Source organism: Pelomonas sp. Root405, assembly GCF_001425165.1.
Taxonomy (GTDB): domain Bacteria; phylum Pseudomonadota; class Gammaproteobacteria; order Burkholderiales; family Burkholderiaceae_C; genus Pelomonas.
In genome coordinates, this window is sequence record NZ_LMDU01000011.1 from 628,392 (window position 1) to 644,644 (window position 16,253).

Sequence of the window (16,253 nt, forward strand, 5' to 3'; positions counted from 1 at the left end):
CATCGATTGACCCCCTTGCCGCACGGGCGTAGAACGCCCTGAGCTCGGAAGTTCGCCGGGCAGTCAAGGAGAGGTTCCATGAAATTCCGACACCTCCTGGTGGGCCTGACGGCCCTCGGCTGCGCCTTCGCGGCCACCGCAGCGTCCACGATTGCCAACACATCGGCCAGTGCCCTCGGCAAGGCGACCGACCCGCCGTTTGTCGACCTCGACACCGGCACGTTCAGCTCCTCGTCATCCGCCAGCGGCAATGGCGCCGGCGCCACGGCCGACGCCTCGGTGCAGCTGGGCGTCATCAAGCTCTACGCCTCCAGCTTCGGCGGCGCCGGCAACAGCATCGGCGACGCCCATGCCGGTGCTTCCTACGGGGAAGACATCACCATCAGCTCCGCCGGCTTCAACGGCATGCAGGCCAAGGTCAAGATGGGCGTCACGCTGCAAGGCCTGATCGACCCGACCGGCGGCGGCTACGGCTCGGTGGACTTCTTCTTCGGCGTGGGCAGCAACACCAATTCATTTCTGGGCACGTGGACGGCGAACTCCAATCCGGCCTTCCCGGGCGGCTTCCCGGTGGCCAACGTCAGCGCCGTCGCCGGCGGCCCGCTGTACTACTCGGGCATCCACGAGATCACGGCCAACATCACGCTGGGTTCGGTCTTCACGGTCATCGAGCGCCTCAGGCTGCACACCCACAAGGTCGACTGCGGCGGCACCGACCTGCAGTGCAGCTTCAGCGCCGCCGGCTCGGCGACCGCGGATTTCGGGCACTCCTCCTACTGGAACGGCATCTCCGCGATCTCCGTGCTCGACCCCAACTCCGGCCTGTATGTGCCGGCAGACCTGTCGCTGTTCAGCGTCTCATCGCCCTCCGGGCTGGACTGGACCAAGTCCTTCGCCCCGGTGCCGGAGCCGTCCACGCTGTGGCTGATGGCCGTGGGCGGCCTTGTCGCCGGCTGGCGTTGCCGCCGCGCGGCCCGGCCGACCTCGACGTAAGCGCTGCCCGGTCGCAGCGCGGCGTCAATGCCGCCGTGCGCCACGCGCGCTGATCGAGCCCATGCCCGACACCGAGCGCTGCACCGCGGGGTTGCCGTAGTAATCGACCGAGCCGATGCCGGAGATGTGGGCCGCCAGGTCGTCGGTGACCCACAGGGCCACGTTGCCGATGCCGCTGACGTTGACGCGGGCCCGCTGGGCCTGCAGGCGCTCGGCCGAGACCTTGCCCTTGCCGGAGATCTGCAGCGCAAGGTCATCCACGCGCCCCCCCAGCCGGCCGTCGCCTGCGCCCGAGATCGCAAAGGTGATCTGGCGCGCGTCCAGCTGGTCCAGCCGCGCCACGCCTGCGCCGCTGATGCTGAGCAGCAGCTGGTCGCAGCGCAGCGGCCCGGGCGCGTGCACGTCGCTCGCGCCGGTCAGCGAAAGCTGGCGCAGCTCGCGCATTTCCACCTGCACGAACAGCTTGCTGCTGTGCCAGAACTTCCAGCCACCGGCCGGGCGGATGACGAGCTGACGGTCGACCAGTTCGACTTCGACGCTCTTGAGCACCTCCTCGTCGCCGGCGATGAAGGCTTGATCCCGGTCGCCCTGCACGAGAACAACGCGCGCCGCGCCGGCCAGCTCCAGGCGGTCGAACGGGCCGGGCGCATAGACCCTGCCCTCGCCGGCCGGCGGCAGAGGCGGCGCGGGGCGGACCACCGGCGCAGGGTGAGGCAGCGGCAGCGGTCGCGGTTGCAAATGGGGCCGGGGTGGTGAGGCCGGTTGCGCCGGCTGGGCCGACGGCGCGGCCGGCGCAGCGGCTGCGGGCGGCGCGGGCTGGGCGCCGGCCAGGCCCGTCGCCAGCAGCAGCACCGGCAAAAGGCGCATCAGCGTCATAGCGACTGCTCCCTCAGCATCTTGGACACCTCGCGGTTGGCCGTGATGCGCGTGCCGTCGCGCAGCTGCACGACCAGCTGCGAGTTCTCGTCGGGCGTCATGCTGTCGACGAAGTCCAGGTTGACGATGCAGCCCCGCTGCACGCGCAGGAAGCGCGCGGGGTCCAGCCGGGACTCGAAGTCCGCAATCGGCAGGCGCACCAGGAAGCTGCGGCCCTTGGCCGTGATAGCGGTGTACTTGTTGTCCGAGCGCAGGCACTCGATGTCGCTGATCTGCAGCGGAAAGATCTTGCCCTGGTCACGCACCAGCAGCCGCGTCAGCGGTGCGTCATGCGGGGCGCCCAGCGCCTGCGCGACGTCCGCGGTGCTGGGTGCGGCATCGCGCAGCGCATGTTGCACGGCCTCGTCGAAGCGCTCGCGCGAGAAGGGCTTGAGCAGGTAGTCCACCGCGTGCAGCTCGAAGGCGGTCAGCGCATGCTGGTCATACGCCGTCGTGAAGATGATGCGCGGCTGGTGCGCATCGCCCTGCAGCGCCTGCACCACCTGCAGGCCGGTCAGGCCGGGCATCTGGATGTCGGTCAGCACCAGGCCGGGCTTGAGCGCGCGGATCTTGGCCAGCGCGTCGTCGCCGTCCTCACAGACGGCAACCAGCTGCAGGCCCGGCGTGGCCTTGACCCAATCGGCCAGCGCGTCGGCAGCCAGGTGTTCGTCTTCGGCGATGAGGACAGTGGTCATGTTCATGTCTGCGGGATAAACAAATCGACGCGAAAGCCCGCGCCGGGGGCGGTGTGGATGCGCAGGCGCGCCTGGCCGTTGTAGTCCAGCGCAAAGCGCTTTTTGAGCGCCGCCAGGCCCACGCCGCGGCGCTGGCCGGGCTGGGGTTCCAGCGCCTCGGGCTCGCAGCCCGGGCCATCGTCGGCCACGGCCAGGTCCAGCCCCTGGTTGAGCGCATTGCGGCGCGCGCTGATCGTCACGCGGCCCCCGCCCTTGCGCGGCGCCACGGCGTGCAGGATGGAGTTCTCGACCAGCGGCTGGAGTGTGAGCGGCGGCAACTCGTCGGCCAGCACGCGCTCCTCCAGGTCCCAGTCCACGCGCAGCCGCGTGCCCAGGCGCAGGGCTTCCAGCGCAAGGTAGTCGCGCAGGAAGTCGATCTCGTCGGACAGCATCACGCGGTCCTCGGCGCCGCGCTTGGTGTCCAGCACATAACGCAGCATGGACGAGAACTTCAGCAGCGCGGCCTCGGCGGCGGCCGGGTCCTTTCGCGTCAGTGCGATCAGCGAGTTCAGCGTGTTGAACAGGAAATGCGGGTTGAGCTTGCCGCTGATGGCCGACAGCTCGGCCTTGGCCAGTGCGCTCTCCGCCTGGGCCGTGGCCACCGCCGCCGCGCGCGCCGCGCGCGCCTGCAGCACGGCCGTGAAGGCGGTGGCAATGGCGGCGTACACCACCACCCCCCACACCGAGCGCCACAGCAGCCCGGCCAGCAGCACGGCGCCGGCATGGTCGGTGCCGAACAGCACGGCGTTGACGGCGAACTCCCCCACCTGCCACAGCGCCGAGAACGACAGCGCCGCGATCCAGTGCGCCAGCGCGGCGGCGGCCGGGCCGGCATCACTGCCATGCAGCAGGCGAGCCACCGGCCACACGGCGATACCCAGCAACATCGGCGCCCACAGCATGGTCGTGGCCTGGTAGACGGCCAGCCAGAACGGATCCAGCCCGCGATCGAACTCGCTGCCGGCCAGCACGAACAGGCACCAGGCCAGCGCGCAGCCACCGGCGTACGCCAACCAGAGGCGGCGGTTGCTGTGGCGGTGGCTGGGCGGGTTCATGGCTTCATCTTAGGGAGGGCAGCCAGCCTGGTGACGGGCGGGGAGACGAAGTGCAGGCCCTAGGGTGCGGGATGCGGTCTGCGGGGTGTTGCTGACGAATTGGGACAGGTCGCTCGGCATAATTCGCCCCTTCCCCATCGAATTCAGGCGAGCGTCATGGCCAGCGTCAACAAAGTCATCCTCATCGGCAACGTCGGCAAGGACCCCGAGGTCCGCTACAACCCCAGCGGCGGCGCCTGGGTCACCCTCAGCCTGGCGACGACCCGCAACTGGAAGAACCGCGAGACCGGCGAGCGCCAGGAAGAGACCGAATGGCACCGCGTCGTCTTCAACGACCGCCTCGCCGAGATCGTCGGCGAGTACGTCAAGAAGGGCCGCCCTCTCTACGTCGAAGGCCGCCTCAAGACCCGCAAGTGGCAGGACAAGGAAGGCAAGGACACCTACACGACGGAAATCATTGCCCAGGAAATGCAACTCCTCGGCGGCCGTGACGGCCAGGGCGGTGGGGATGAAGGCGGCGGGGGCGGATACGCCCGTGGTGGTGCTGGCGCTGGCGGTGGTGGCGGCGGCTACGGTCGCGGCGATGACGAGGGCGGTGGCGGTGCCCGTCCAGCGGCGCGTCCGGCAGCGGCTCAGCGCCCGGCGCCTCCGCGTGCGCCGGCTGCGGCGCCCAAGGCGTCAACGGGGTTCGATGATATGGATGACGATATTCCGTTCTAAAACGGACTTCACGCGAACAACGGGCCCGTGGTGTGAAACGCCACGGGCCTTTTTGTTTGCTCCCTGCTCGCACGGCATTGGTGACCTGCACGCAGAGTTCGTAGCAGTCCCGGCGGTGTCGCGGGATCAGTACTTGGCGGCCAGGTGCATGCCAATAGCGCTTTGAACCCGTGGCGGCTTTGTTACGACGCTTCCCACAAAAATATCTGCTTTTCGATAACAATCTTTCCTGAGAAATCGAGAGAGTCTAAGGAAGGCGATGCAAATCAGTCCCGCGATGGAAGTCGACCGCAGCCATGTGCTTGGCAAAGCCACGCAGCGCGCAGCCGAGGCCTTGGGCTTGAATGGCCGTACGCTGGCGCAAGTCGTCGGGTTCAGCGAGCCGACCGTGTCCCGCATCTTGCGGGGCGAACGCGGCATTGACCCCGCCTCCAAGGAGGGCCAGCTCAGCCTGATGCTGGTGCGCGTGTTCCGTTCACTTGACGCACTGGTTGGCGGAGATGCGGCCAAGCGTCAGACCTGGATGACGTCGCACAACGCCGCTCTCAACGGCGTGCCCGCAGCACTCATCGTGACGGCCGAGGGGCTAGCGCGCACCTTGGCCTATCTGGACGGCATGCGCGCCCCAATCTGATGACAACCGGACCGGCAGAAGCACCGTTTGCTTGGGACGCTGATTGGTTCCAGCGTTGCGCACCGGCGGAAATGACGGCTTGGCGCGGCGTCGAACGCCAGGCGCAAGTCGCCACTTGGCGACTTGTCGACTCGGGCGCGGAGCACGACGCGCTAGAGGAAATGCTGGAAGCGTCGAAGCCCCCGCTGCCCGAAGGCTGCGAGGGGCTGCACTACCTGCTCTTTACGCCGTTTCGGTACACCTCCCCCTATCCGTCGCGCTTCCGGCGGCCCAACGAAGCAGGCATCTGGTACGGCGCCGCATCGGTTGAGACCGTCTGCGCTGAGTTGGCCTATTGGCGTCACCGCTTCATTCTGGATTCGGCAGGCTTGGCCAAAGATGCCAGCGGACTGCTGACCTTGCACACCCTGTTTCAGACCCACATCCATGGTTTGGCCATGAACCTGACCGAACCACCCTGGCACGCAGGACGCGCGCGGTGGATAGATGGCGCCGACTACAGCGGCACGCAGGCGGTCGCCGCCGAAGCGCGCGTTCATGGCATCGAATGGATTCGCTATGAGTCGGTGCGCTGCCCCGGGACGCACTGCGCTGCGGTTGTGAGCCCGCGCGCGCTGCGCACCGCCCCGCCCTACGATCTGCAGGAATGGATTTGCAGCGCAACCCGCAGCCGCGTCATCGTTACCCACAAGGACAGCGGTTCGACCTATAGCTGGGACTTTTAGCATTCGCAGCAGCAGATACGCTCGTGCAGCCGCCGGAGTCACCGGTCTGCGTGTCGTAGATGAAGCCCGCGTTCAGCTATGGGCGGGCCGTGACGAAGTCTTCATCAGCGGGTCATGTTCGCAAGAACGGCGCGCCTGATTAGTTGGCAGCCGCCGGCCGATATGGAAACTGAGCACCCGGGCCAGTCGACAGTCTCCCGCGTCGTGCACTCGCGAGGCGCACGCACCGAGTGGCGAGTCTTGGGGACATTGCGTGTTCCACCCGATCGCGGACACCGTTCCGCTCTGATGGCGGACAGTATTCCGCGGTGATGGCGGACACCGTTCCACGCTGATCGCACCCGCAATCCCAGCGCGTACGCTGTCGCGCATGACGGCCAGAGGCCACATCCGCCGCGTTTGCCGTGGGCTATGCGCCTGCGCGAACAGCCCGCCGAGCGTGCATCAGTCTGCCATCGAGGTAAGCGAGCTCGCGTCAAGGGCCTTGGTGGTAGGGCTGGATGTCGCAATTGAAGCGCTGTGCGAGGCTAGGACTAAGCGAAAGTTGACGATGGACGAGTTGTGGCGCTTCACCCAGTTCAACCGCATGACCCATATGCTGCGACCGTACCTCGGCACGCTGGCAGCGCCGTGCGCGCCGATCGCTCGGCATAGGTGCTGGCTCGGCGGGCCACTCTGTGCTGAAGGGCACGCAGCTGTTTGTGCCTGGTACGACTGTAGTGACAGACCCGTTTTGGTCTCAGGCCCGTTGGCATTCAAGAACAGGCAGCCGCCCGCTCGGCAGCCCACAGTTCCCCGCGACCGGGACGCAGTGCTAGCTCGGATGCAAGCTCAGCGAGATTCGTTTTCCGTCAGTCAGCGTGGGTGGGCACTCGCCACGACGACCAGCGTAAGAGCCAATGGCGCTCACTGTTTGCGAGATGTAGCCGGGTGCCGAGACGGTGAAGGCTTGTTCTCCCGCCGACGCCGAGAAGCCGCACGGCAGCGTGCATTCCAGCGTGTTGCCGACCACTCTGACATTGAGCGACTGCTGGCTCAGCAACTCCAGCGGGACGCGTGAGCCACCGACCGTGATGTCGCTCAGTACAACCACAGGGATTGATGCAGCGGTGGCGGCATTCTGGACCGAGGCAAGGATGAGCGACGGCCCGTCGCTCAGGACAATGGCCGGACAACCCACGGATTCACGATCATCACCCCCGCCACCGCAAGCGGTCAGGCCGAGCAGCAAACTAGCCATTGCAAATGACAGGACGGGGACTTGGCGCATGAAAGGGGGACCCTGCGCCGAGGAGGTAGCGCTCAGCCTAACGATTCAGATGGGCGGGCATGTTAGCCAATACCTGCCCAGTCACCGGGCCGCTCAGGCTAAATGACGCTTCCAACTCAAAGCCCAGCCTAGGGTGCCTTTTGTCGGGTCGGCCGGTGCTCAAAACTCAACACCCGCCAGCCGCCATCCGCCGGCCTCGCGCTTCCACAGGTGCACGAACTTCGCCTCCGCGGAGCCCGGTTAGCACGTCTTGGCAAGACATGTCGGCCCATCTGCACGGCGCCATAGCCTTGCATCGGATAGACCTCCAGGCTGTCGGGCATCAGGGTGCGGATGACTCTGCTTCATGGCCTCGCCAACACTGGCGCCGGTTTTGCCATGAAAGAACTCGGCGCCCTCGTGAGGAGGTCAAAGTGGCAAGTCCGGATGTCATGATCGTGCACTACTTCCACACAAGTAGTGCACTTTTTTACCATTCCGTCCCATGTCAGCCCAAAGCCGCGCCACCAAGCTGCTGCGCCTCGCTGCAAAGCAGCCGGCGCTGTCCTCCCGCGAGCTGAACGAGGCGGGGATTCCGGCGCGCACGCTCTCACGCATGACGGCCAGTGGCCATATCCGGCGCGTCGGCCGTGGGCTCTACGCCGGCACGGACACCCCGCCGAGCGCGCATCAATCTGCCATCGAGGTAACCAAGCTCGCGCCCAGGGCCGTGCTCTGCCTGCTCTCCGCGCTGGAGATTCATGGCATCGGCGTGCAGGCCCCCTTCGAGGTCTGGATCGCGCTGCCGGCCGGCACCCACGCACCCAAGGGCAGCACGGCAGTCCTGCGCATCACGCGCCTGTCTGGTGCCGCCTTCACCGACGGCATAGAGACCCACGTGCTCGACGGTGCGCCGGTGCGCGTCTACTCCCTCGCCAAGACCATCACCGACTGTTTCAAGCTGCGCGGCAAGGTGGGGCTGGATGTCGCACTCGAAGCGCTGCGCGAGGCGTGGACCGAGCGCAAGGTGACGATGGACGAGCTGTGGCGCTTTGCCCAGATCAACCGCATGACCAACGTGATGCGGCCGTATCTGGAGGCGCTGGCGGCGTGAGCGCTGATCGCTCGGCATCGGTGCTGGCCCGGCTGCTGAACCGGTCGCGCAGCAAGGGCGAAAACTTCAACCTGCCCCTTTCGAGTTGACGCCCTACTTCGGCACCGATCCCGCGAAGATGAAGCAATGGCGCGCCTTCCTGTCCAAGGCTGCGCTCGAGGACCAAGCGCTGGCGGACGTCACGGCATTGCTCGGCGAATTCCTGCTTCTACCGAGCCGCAGCAGAGAGTTCTCGAATCGGAGCAGTCTGGCATCCTGCTGCAGGCCAGTGGACGGAGCGCTGATGGGTCTTGGCTCGCCGAGCTGGCGACCCACGCTGCCCTGGACTCAAGGCGCCCTGGCCGCCGCCGGCCGATGGTCAAAGCTGAGCACCCGCGCTAAGCGCCACCCGCCCGCCTCACGCTTCCACAGGTGCACGAACTTCGCCTCCTCGGAGCCCGGTTCGCCCTGCTTGGCAAACACATGCCGCCCCATCTGCACGGCGCCGTAGCCCTGCATGGGATAGACCTCCAGGCTCCCGGGGACCAGCGTGCGCGTGACGCCGTTGTCGCGGGGGCAGGACTTCATGACCTTCACGGCCTCACCAAAACTGGCGCCGGTTTTGTCGTGATAGAACTCGGCGTCGTCCGTGAAAAGCCTTCTGAACTTGGCCGCGTCACAGGTGACGAAAGCGGCTTCGAACAACGCGGCGTCCATGCCTGCAAGTTCGTCATGGAGCGGCCCCGACCGGGCCGTGTCCTGCGCAAAGCAGGGCGTGGCCAAGGCGGCGAGGCACATCCCGGCCAACATCTGGCGTGAACGCGAGCGCATCGCTTGAACGGGGCGCTCGATGGAAATGGGCGGCATGGCGGCTCCTTGCAAAGCTGAATATGCCGGGCAGTTTGCAAAGCGCGCCGCGGCGCGGCCAGCAGCAGGCGACGAAGCGCGTGGGCCAACGGACGAGCCGAAGCGCTGGCCGACAGGCCGCGCGCCCCAGTGCCTACAACTTGCCCATCAGCAGCAGCACCAAAAGGATCACCAGCACCAGACCCAGCCCGCCCGTGGGCCCGTAGCCCCAGCTGCGGCTGTGCGGCCAGGCCGGCAGGACGCCGACGAGCAGCAGGATCACGACGACGAGGAGGATGGCGCTGATGCTCATGTTCATTCCTTGGAAGGTGCGGAGCCACGCCATGAACGGCGTCGCAGTCCTGCCGCACTGTCGGTCGCCCATCGATGCGGGGCTGTAGTCCAGGATGCGGGGCGCGAGTAGGCAGACCGGGCGTTGCGCCGGCTGAACGCCCTCAGCAGGCGAACACGAACTTGAACGTCGTGCCCTGCTCCCGCGACGAGGTCACCGTGACCGAGCCGCCATGCGCCTGGGCAATCGCCTTGACGATGAACAGGCCAAGGCCGACGCTGCGTGTCGAGTGATCGGGCGTGCCGCCGCGCACCAGCGGTTCGAACACGCGCGCCAGCATGGGCTCGGGAATGGGTTCGCCGAGGTTGTGGACGGTGAGCACGCACTCGCCGCCGTCGCCCCAGGAGGTCACCGTGATCGGGCCGCCCGGCTCGCCGTAGGTGACGGCATTGGCGACGAGGTTGCCCAGCAGCTGCGCGATGCGGTCGGCGTCGACCGCGCAGCCTCCCGGCCCCTCGGCGCTGTGCCGTATCGGGTTGGAAGGGAACGCGAGCTTGAGCTCCTCGACGAGCTGGCCGACCAGCTCGTGGAAGTTGGCCGGCTTGTGCGCCACGGTCAGGCCATGTCCGACGCGGATCATCGTGAAGTCCAGCAGCTCGTCGATGAGGCGACGGGCGCGGCGCGCGGAGCGGTGGATGTTGTCCAACACCTTGGCATGGCGCTCGCCCAGCGTGGCATCGCGCCCGATGGTGGTGGCACCCATGGTGATGGCCGCGAGCGGATTGCGCAGGTCATGGCTGACGATGCCGACCATCTGCTCGGCGAACAGCGCGCGGTCCTCGGCTTCGCGCAGCTGCTTCTGCGAAAGCTCTTCCGAGCGCTTGCGCTCCAGCAAGAGCTGGCGTTCGTACTTGTTCCGCTCCTCGGCAACGACGACCGAGACGACGTCGTGGCAGCCAGCCCCCGCGCCCCGGCGCACGGCGTTGAGCATGACCGTCAGCACGCGGCCATCGCTGCGGCGCAGGTCGAACTTGACCTCGGAGATGGAGCCCTGCACCTGCAGGATGGGCATCCAGTGCGTCTGGTGAAAAATGCGCCCGCCCACGGTGAACAGGTCCTGCAGCTTCTTCTGCCCTACCAGCTCCTGCGCGTTGTAGCCCGACCAGTTGCACAGCGTGCCATTGACGCTGGTGATGGTGCCAACAGCGTCGGTGACGAGCAGGCCGACGGGCACCTCGTCGAGCAACTGCTCGAGCGGCGGGCAGGGCGGTGCGGTTGCCACGATCAGAGTTCGAGCGAGGCGATGAAGCGGTCGATGGCCTGCTCGCTGGCGCTGGGCGCGCTCAAGTGCGGGCAATGGCCGACGTTGTCCACCAGGGTCAGCGTCGCACGCGGCAGCACGCGGTGCATGTACTCGCCAACGGCCACGGGGGCGATGATGTCCTCGGTGGACTGCAGGATCAGCGTCGGCTCCTGCAGCTTGGCCAGGTCCGCGCGGTTGTCCGACAGGAAGGTCACGCGCGCGAACTGCTTGGCGATCTCGGGGTCGGTACGGCAGAAGCTCTCGGCCAGCTCCAGCCCCAGCTCCGGCCGCTCGGGCGCACCCATGATGGCAGGCGCCATGTTGCTGGCCCAGCCCAGGTAGTTGGACTCCAGCATGTCGAGCAGGCCGTCGATGTCTTCGCGCGAGAAGCCGCCCACGTAGTCACCGTCATTGATGTAGCAGGGCGACGGGCCGACCATCACATGCGCCGCGATGGCGCCCGGCGCGCGCAGCGCCGCAACCAGGCCGATCATGGCGCTGACCGAATGGCCCACAAGGATGACGGGGCCCGAGCCGCAGTCGCGGATGATCTCCAGGAGGTCGTCGGCATAACCGCCCAGGGAGTTGTACTTCTCGCGGTTGTAGGCGCCCAGGTCCGAGCTGCCGCTGCCGACATGGTCGAACGTGACGACCCTGTACCGACGGGCGTACTGCGGCGCCAACAGGCGCCACATGGCCTGGTCACAGCCGAAACCGTGGGCGAAGACGATGGTCGCCGTGCCGACGCCGCTGACCTGGACGTTATTGCGCCGGGCAATGCTCATGGGGGCCTTTGTGGGCGTATTTCTACTACTGGAGCACTGTATCCGGCTGACCCCCTAATCCAGCGGCATCGACGGACCGTTACGCACTGCCCTGCGGCCAGGGCTGTCCCTTGAGCGCGCGACGCGCGGGCCGCGACTGTTACGACTTGCGGCCGGCGGAGCGGGCGCTTTCGTGGCAGCGGATCAGCCCTTGAGAGCCTTCTCGATGGCGGCCACGTCGATCTTGCGCATCGTCATCATGGCCTCGAAGGCCCGCTTGGCGGCGGCGCGGTCGGGGTTGTCCATCGCCTCGTTGAGCACGCGCGGGCTGATCTGCCAGGACACGCCCCAGCGGTCCTTGCACCAGCCGCACTGGCTCTCCTGGCCGCCGTTGCCCACGATGGCGTTCCACAGCTTGTCGGTCTCGGCCTGATCCTCGGTCTCGATCTGGAAGGAGAAGGCCTCGCTGTGCTTGAACTCGGGCCCGCCATTGAGGCCGACGCAGGGGATGCCGTAGACGGTGAAGTCGACGGTGATGACGTCGCCCTGCTTGCCCGAGGGATAGTCGCCCGGCGCGCGGCGGATGGCGCCGACCTGGCTGTTGGGGAAAGTCTGGGCGTAGAAGCGCGCCGCGTCTTCGGCCTCGCCGTTGAACCAGAGACAGATGGTGTTCTTGCTAGTCATGAGGGCTCCTTGAGGTGGGACGGCAACGCTGCCGACATCGATTCGACGAGTCAACGGCATCGTTTTCGACGAATCCCGCCGGCAAGACGTGAGTCGATGTTTCGAAGACGGATGTGTGGGCGACGACCCGCCGACCTCGAGGACGTCAAGCCGCCTTGCCGATCTTTTCCTGCGCCTCCTGGTGCTCCTCGGCGCTGGCCTCCGGCTGGTCCTGGGTGGCCTGCGCATCCGGTTCGAAGCTCAGCTTGATGAAGACGGGGAAGTGGTCCGATCCCCAGTGCGGCAGCCGGCGGAAGTCGACCAGGCGGAAGTGCGTGCTGTGGAAGACATGGTCGAGCGGGAACCGGATCAGCGGCCACTTGGAACTGAAGGTATGAAAAAAGCCGCGGCCGATCCGCGGGTCGAGCAGGCCGCTGACGTCGCAGAAGAGGTCGTTGGTGTGCGACCAGGCCACGTCGTTCATGTCGCCGCAGACCAGCGCCGGTGCCTGCAGCGCCTTGATCTCCTTGCCGACCAGCAGCAGCTCGGCGTCGCGCTCGGTCGAGCGGCTGCTTTCCCCAGGCGCGGGCGGGCGCGGGTGCAGGCAGCGCAGCACGATCTCCTGCCCGGAGCGCAGCCGAACGCGGGCGTGGATGGAAGGCACCTCGTCCTCCACGAGGAAGCGCACACGGGCATCGATCAGCTCGAGCCGCGAGTAAAGCAGCAGGCCATAGGTGTTGCCCTGCGGCTGCTGCACGGTATGGGGATGCGAGGCCTCGAGATGCTTCAAGGCCTGCTGCCACCAGCCGTCGGGCTCGGCCGCCAGGATGAGGTCGGGGTCGTTCTCCTGGATGAGGCGGCACAGGCCCGCGGCGCTGCGATTGCTCATCAGCACGTTGGCGCACAGCAGGCTGATCTTGGCGGCGGGGTCGCCACCCTCGCTGTCCTGCACCTGCTTGGCATGCAGCGGCGTATAGGGAAACATGCGCCAGCCCTGGTAGAGCGTGCAGGCGGCCAGCGCCGCCAGCCAGAGGTTGTGCAGCATGCCGGCGTCGTCGCGCACAAGGGGCGTGAGCACCAACACCGCGGCAGACACCGCCGCGATCTGCAGACGCGGGAAATCGAAGACGCGAACCCACCAGTCGTCCAGCCTGGCCAGCGGCAGCAGCGTCGCGACGATCATCAGCGTTCCCAGCAGGGTAAGCGTGGTTTCCAGGGTCTGCTCCTCCAACGAATGCCACATCGCACCGCGCCCATCGGTGAAGGGCGAGCGCAACGACAGGCCCCACTCAACTCGCCGGCATGCGCCCGTGACACCCCGAGCGCGCTATCCGGGCTCCCGCACAGGCGCGCTCAAGCCGCCTTCTTGCGCGGCGCCCCAGCCTTGGCCGCGGGCTTCTTTCCCGCGGCTGGCTTGCTCACCTTCTCGTCGCCCTTGGCGGCCTTGGCCTTGCCGCCCAGGCTCTGCCTGAGCAGCTCTGTCAGGTCGACCACATTGGCGGCGCCGCTGAGGTCGGGCGCCTCTTCCAGCGGCTGCACGGTGGCCTTGTCGCCGGCCTTGGCCTTCTGGCTGACCAGCGCGCGGATGGCGCTGCTGAAGTCGTCCTTGAACTGCTCGGGCTTCCAGGCATCGGTCATCTGGGCGATGAGCTGCTGCGCCATCTTCAGCTCTGCGGGCTTGAGGTCGCCTGCCCCCGCCTTGGGCAGGTCCAGCGGCTCGGGCGAGCGGATCTCCTCGGCCCAGCGCAGCGTGCCCAGCATCAGCGCGGGGCCCGCGGGGATCAACGCGGCCAGGTGCTCCTTGTTGTGCAACACGAAGCGCGCGATGCCGATGACGCCGGACTTCTCCAGCGCCTCGCGCAGCAGCGCATAGACACGGCCGGCGCGGCCGTCGGGCGCCAGGTAGTAGGGCTTCTCGATGTAGACGAAGGACACCTCGGTGGCCTTGACGAAGCTCTCGATCTGGATGGTCTGCGTTCGCTTGGGGTAGGCCGCCTTGATCTCGTCGTCCGACAGCACCACGTAGTCATCGCCTTCGAGCTTGACACCCTTGACGATGTTCTCCTTGGTGATCTCCTTGCCGGTGCGCTTGTTGATGCGCTTGTAGCCGACCGGGTCCATGCTGCGCTTGTCCAGCCAGTCGAAGTCGACCTCCTGCTCGCTGGTGGCCGTGTGCAGGGACACCGGCACATGGACCAGGCCAAAGGAGATGGCGCCCTTCCAGATGGCGCGAGGATTGGCGGGTTTTGCGTTGTCAGCCATGCGCCCACTGTCGGCGCGCCGCTTGGCCCGCGTCGTCGGCGGGCCGGAAACCGTCGTGTAGGTACGCGCCGACGGCTGAGTCCATGGCTTTCGGCCAAGAACCGGCTCGGCACGAGACTCGCGACCTGCCGCACTCGAAGGACCGCCATGAAGGCTTTGCTGGCCCTCAGCCTCGCCATAGCCGCCGCTGCTGCAGCGGCCGCAGGCGCACCGCTGCGCTGGACGCCCGAGCGCCTCTCGACCGCGGACTACGAGTCATCGCCCAGCTTCGCGCCCGACGGCCGCACGCTGGTCTTCATGCGCGCCAATCCGCAGTTCTCGGCCTACCGCCTCCTGCAGTCGAGCTGCGGCCCGGCCGGCTGGGGCGAGGCCACGCCGCTGGCCATCGCGGCGCCGCCGCCGGCCAGCGAGGCCGACCCCTTCATCACGGCCGACGGCCGCCAGATCTGGTTCGTCTCCAACCGGCCCTTCCCCGGCAAGCGGGGCGACGACCTGGACATCTGGGTCGCCGACAGCGACGGCCGCGGGGGCTGGCGCGCACCGCGGCGCCTGCCCGAACCGATCAATTCAGCGCAGGCCGAGCTGCTGCCGCGCCTGCTGCCCGATGGTCGCCTCTTCTTCGGCTCCGACCGCGCTGGCGGCCTCGGCGGCAACGACGTCTACGTGGCCACGCGGCAGGCCGACGGGGGCTGGCGCGTCGCCAACCTCGGCGCGCCGCTGAACACGGCGCGCAACGACTACGAGGTCGAGATGTCGCGCGACGGCAGCCAGGCCGTCGTCGTGTCCGACCGCGAAGGCCGCTCCCATCTCTACCGCTTCGCGCGCAGCGGCGACGGCTGGCGCCCGCTGGGCCGGCTGGCGGCACGCGACGACGTCTTCCAGGTCGGCCCGCTGCTGTCGCCCAAGGCCGACCGGCTGCTGTTCGCGCAAGCCGACGGCACGCGCTCGGGCGAGCTCTTCGTCATCGACCTCCAGCCCGGTGCCGATCCAACCTGGCCGCCGGCCTGCCCAGGGAGCACCTCGCCATGACCGTCACGCGCCGCGCGCTGGCCCTAAGCCTGGCGACCACCACCACTGCAGGAGCCGCCATGGCCACCAAGACCCGCGCCATCAACACCCCCGCAGCGCCCGCGCCGTCCGGCGGCTATGCCCAGGCGCTGGAGTTGAAGGCGCCGTCTCGCCTGCTCTTCATCAGCGGCCAGATCCCCGTCGACAAGGACGGCGCCGTACCCAAGGACTTCGCCGCGCAATGCCGCCTCGTCTGGGCGCATGTCGGCGCCCAACTGCACGCAGCAGGCATGACGCTGGACCACCTCGTCAAGGTGACCACCTATCTCGGCGACCGCAAGCACGCGCTGGAGAACTCGGCCATTCGCCGTGAGGTGCTGGGCACGCGCAGCCCGGCGCTGACGGTGTTGATCGCCGGCATCTACGACAGCGACTGGCTGCTGGAGATCGAGGCCATCGCCGCCGACTGACGCCACCGTCATGGGCTGGCGCCGCCCGGTCGGCCAGTTCCTACATCCCTGAGGGGCCCAGCCCGACTGTGAACGCGGGCGCTGCGGCGCACATTGGAGACATGGTGCACAGCACCTGCCGGGGCGCGCAACGCCCGCCCCGCCCGATGTTCAACCTCACAGGAGCAATCACCATGACTAGCGCCAATCCCACCATCTCCTCGTCCAAGGTCGAGGGCACCACGGTCTTCAGCCCCAACGGCGACAAGCTTGGCTCCATCGACGACCTCGTCATCGACAAGAAGAGCGGCCAGGTCCGCTACGCCGCGCTGGAATTCGGCGGCTTCCTGGGCATGGGCACCGACCGCTACCCCCTGCCATGGGACCAGCTGAAGTACGACACGGCCAAGGACGGCTATGTCGTCAACGTCGACAAGACCCAGCTGGAGCGCGCACCCCGCTACCCGATGGACGAAACGCCCACCTACAACGACGAGTACGGCCGCAAGGTTTATGACTACTACGGTTCGAGCTGGTGGGTCTGAGCG

19 protein-coding genes are annotated in these 16,253 nt (G+C 67.5%); 8 read left to right on the forward strand and 11 right to left on the reverse strand.

The window, feature by feature from the left end; translation table 11 throughout:
• Window positions 1–78: 78 nt before the first annotated feature.
• Window positions 79–993 carry a PEP-CTERM sorting domain-containing protein gene (locus tag ASC81_RS12510; protein WP_082536468.1) on the forward strand — a complete coding sequence of 305 codons (915 nt, stop codon included), beginning with the start codon at window positions 79–81 and terminating at the stop codon, window positions 991–993.
• 24 nt (window positions 994–1,017) lie between these two features.
• Here ASC81_RS12510 and ASC81_RS12515 read toward each other — a convergent pair whose 3' ends face one another.
• The 3 genes from ASC81_RS12515 to ASC81_RS12525 are packed head-to-tail and all read right to left on the reverse strand — an operon-like array spanning window position 1,018 to window position 3,697.
• Window positions 1,018–1,869 (reverse strand): head GIN domain-containing protein, encoded by an 852-nt coding sequence (locus tag ASC81_RS12515; RefSeq protein WP_056267281.1) that lies wholly within the window; start codon window positions 1,867–1,869, stop codon window positions 1,018–1,020.
• A complete protein-coding gene (locus tag ASC81_RS12520) occupies window positions 1,866–2,609 on the reverse strand; it encodes a LytTR family DNA-binding domain-containing protein (protein WP_056267284.1) in 744 nt (247 codons plus the stop codon). Before ASC81_RS12520 ends, ASC81_RS12515 begins: the two co-directional genes overlap by 4 nt.
• On the reverse strand, window positions 2,606–3,697 hold the full coding sequence (locus ASC81_RS12525; protein WP_056267286.1) for a sensor histidine kinase: 1,092 nt from the start codon (window positions 3,695–3,697) through the stop codon (window positions 2,606–2,608). The genes ASC81_RS12520 and ASC81_RS12525 overlap by 4 nt, the downstream gene beginning before the upstream one ends.
• 156 nt (window positions 3,698–3,853) lie before the next feature.
• On the opposite strand from ASC81_RS12525, the gene ssb reads away from it, so the two are divergent.
• The 3 genes from ssb (at window position 3,854) to ASC81_RS12540 (ending at window position 5,776) form a co-directional block, all read left to right on the forward strand.
• A complete protein-coding gene (gene ssb, locus ASC81_RS12530) occupies window positions 3,854–4,417 on the forward strand; it encodes a single-stranded DNA-binding protein (protein WP_056267289.1) in 564 nt (187 codons plus the stop codon).
• Between the two features lie 259 nt (window positions 4,418–4,676).
• Window positions 4,677–5,051: an antitoxin Xre/MbcA/ParS toxin-binding domain-containing protein gene (locus tag ASC81_RS12535; RefSeq protein ID WP_056267291.1), complete on the forward strand. Its 375-nt coding sequence runs from the start codon at window positions 4,677–4,679 to the stop codon at window positions 5,049–5,051.
• Window positions 5,051–5,776: an RES family NAD+ phosphorylase gene (locus ASC81_RS12540; protein ID WP_200946803.1), complete on the forward strand. Its 726-nt coding sequence runs from the start codon at window positions 5,051–5,053 to the stop codon at window positions 5,774–5,776. Before ASC81_RS12535 ends, ASC81_RS12540 begins: the two co-directional genes overlap by 1 nt.
• An 814-nt stretch (window positions 5,777–6,590) precedes the next feature.
• Here the strand turns inward: ASC81_RS12540 and ASC81_RS27015 are convergent.
• Window positions 6,591–7,046 carry a hypothetical protein gene (locus ASC81_RS27015; protein WP_156392038.1) on the reverse strand — a complete coding sequence of 152 codons (456 nt, stop codon included), beginning with the start codon at window positions 7,044–7,046 and terminating at the stop codon, window positions 6,591–6,593.
• 484 nt (window positions 7,047–7,530) lie between these two features.
• Here ASC81_RS27015 and ASC81_RS12545 point away from each other — a divergent pair, with 484 nt between their 5' ends.
• The gene (locus ASC81_RS12545; protein ID WP_056267296.1) at window positions 7,531–8,139 is read left to right on the forward strand and encodes a type IV toxin-antitoxin system AbiEi family antitoxin domain-containing protein; all 609 of its coding nucleotides are present in this window, start codon (window positions 7,531–7,533) and stop codon (window positions 8,137–8,139) included.
• A 327-nt stretch (window positions 8,140–8,466) separates the two neighbouring features.
• On the opposite strand, the gene ASC81_RS12550 is transcribed toward ASC81_RS12545, so the two are convergent.
• The 7 genes from ASC81_RS12550 to ASC81_RS12575 all read right to left on the reverse strand — a co-directional run bounded on the left by ASC81_RS12550 (window position 8,467) and on the right by ASC81_RS12575 (window position 14,248).
• A complete protein-coding gene (locus tag ASC81_RS12550; RefSeq protein ID WP_162253761.1) occupies window positions 8,467–8,835 on the reverse strand; it encodes a nuclear transport factor 2 family protein in 369 nt (122 codons plus the stop codon).
• A gap of 283 nt (window positions 8,836–9,118) precedes the next feature.
• On the reverse strand, window positions 9,119–9,277 hold the full coding sequence (locus ASC81_RS26555) for a DUF3309 family protein (RefSeq protein WP_082536485.1): 159 nt from the start codon (window positions 9,275–9,277) through the stop codon (window positions 9,119–9,121).
• Between the two features lie 142 nt (window positions 9,278–9,419).
• Window positions 9,420–10,538 carry a PAS domain-containing sensor histidine kinase gene (locus ASC81_RS12555; RefSeq protein WP_056267301.1) on the reverse strand — a complete coding sequence of 373 codons (1,119 nt, stop codon included), beginning with the start codon at window positions 10,536–10,538 and terminating at the stop codon, window positions 9,420–9,422.
• A 2-nt stretch (window positions 10,539–10,540) separates the two neighbouring features.
• A complete protein-coding gene (locus ASC81_RS12560) occupies window positions 10,541–11,344 on the reverse strand; it encodes an alpha/beta fold hydrolase (protein ID WP_056267305.1) in 804 nt (267 codons plus the stop codon).
• A 183-nt stretch (window positions 11,345–11,527) separates the two neighbouring features.
• On the reverse strand, window positions 11,528–12,007 hold the full coding sequence (locus ASC81_RS12565) for a VOC family protein (RefSeq protein WP_056267307.1): 480 nt from the start codon (window positions 12,005–12,007) through the stop codon (window positions 11,528–11,530).
• A gap of 145 nt (window positions 12,008–12,152) precedes the next feature.
• A complete protein-coding gene (locus ASC81_RS12570) occupies window positions 12,153–13,229 on the reverse strand; it encodes an endonuclease/exonuclease/phosphatase family protein (RefSeq protein WP_200960046.1) in 1,077 nt (358 codons plus the stop codon).
• A 110-nt stretch (window positions 13,230–13,339) separates the two neighbouring features.
• Window positions 13,340–14,248: a Ku protein gene (locus ASC81_RS12575; protein ID WP_056267310.1), complete on the reverse strand. Its 909-nt coding sequence runs from the start codon at window positions 14,246–14,248 to the stop codon at window positions 13,340–13,342.
• A 147-nt stretch (window positions 14,249–14,395) separates the two neighbouring features.
• On the opposite strand from ASC81_RS12575, the gene ASC81_RS12580 reads away from it, so the two are divergent.
• From ASC81_RS12580 to ASC81_RS12590, 3 genes are all read left to right on the forward strand, one after another.
• Complete coding sequence (locus tag ASC81_RS12580) at window positions 14,396–15,277, forward strand: PD40 domain-containing protein (protein WP_056267313.1); 882 nt, start codon at window positions 14,396–14,398, stop codon at window positions 15,275–15,277.
• A 59-nt stretch (window positions 15,278–15,336) separates the two neighbouring features.
• A complete protein-coding gene (locus ASC81_RS12585) occupies window positions 15,337–15,726 on the forward strand; it encodes a RidA family protein (RefSeq protein WP_056267597.1) in 390 nt (129 codons plus the stop codon).
• A gap of 173 nt (window positions 15,727–15,899) precedes the next feature.
• Window positions 15,900–16,250, forward strand: coding sequence for a PRC-barrel domain-containing protein (locus tag ASC81_RS12590; RefSeq protein ID WP_056267315.1), 351 nt, complete (start codon window positions 15,900–15,902; stop codon window positions 16,248–16,250).
• The last annotated feature ends 3 nt before the right edge of the window (window positions 16,251–16,253 follow it).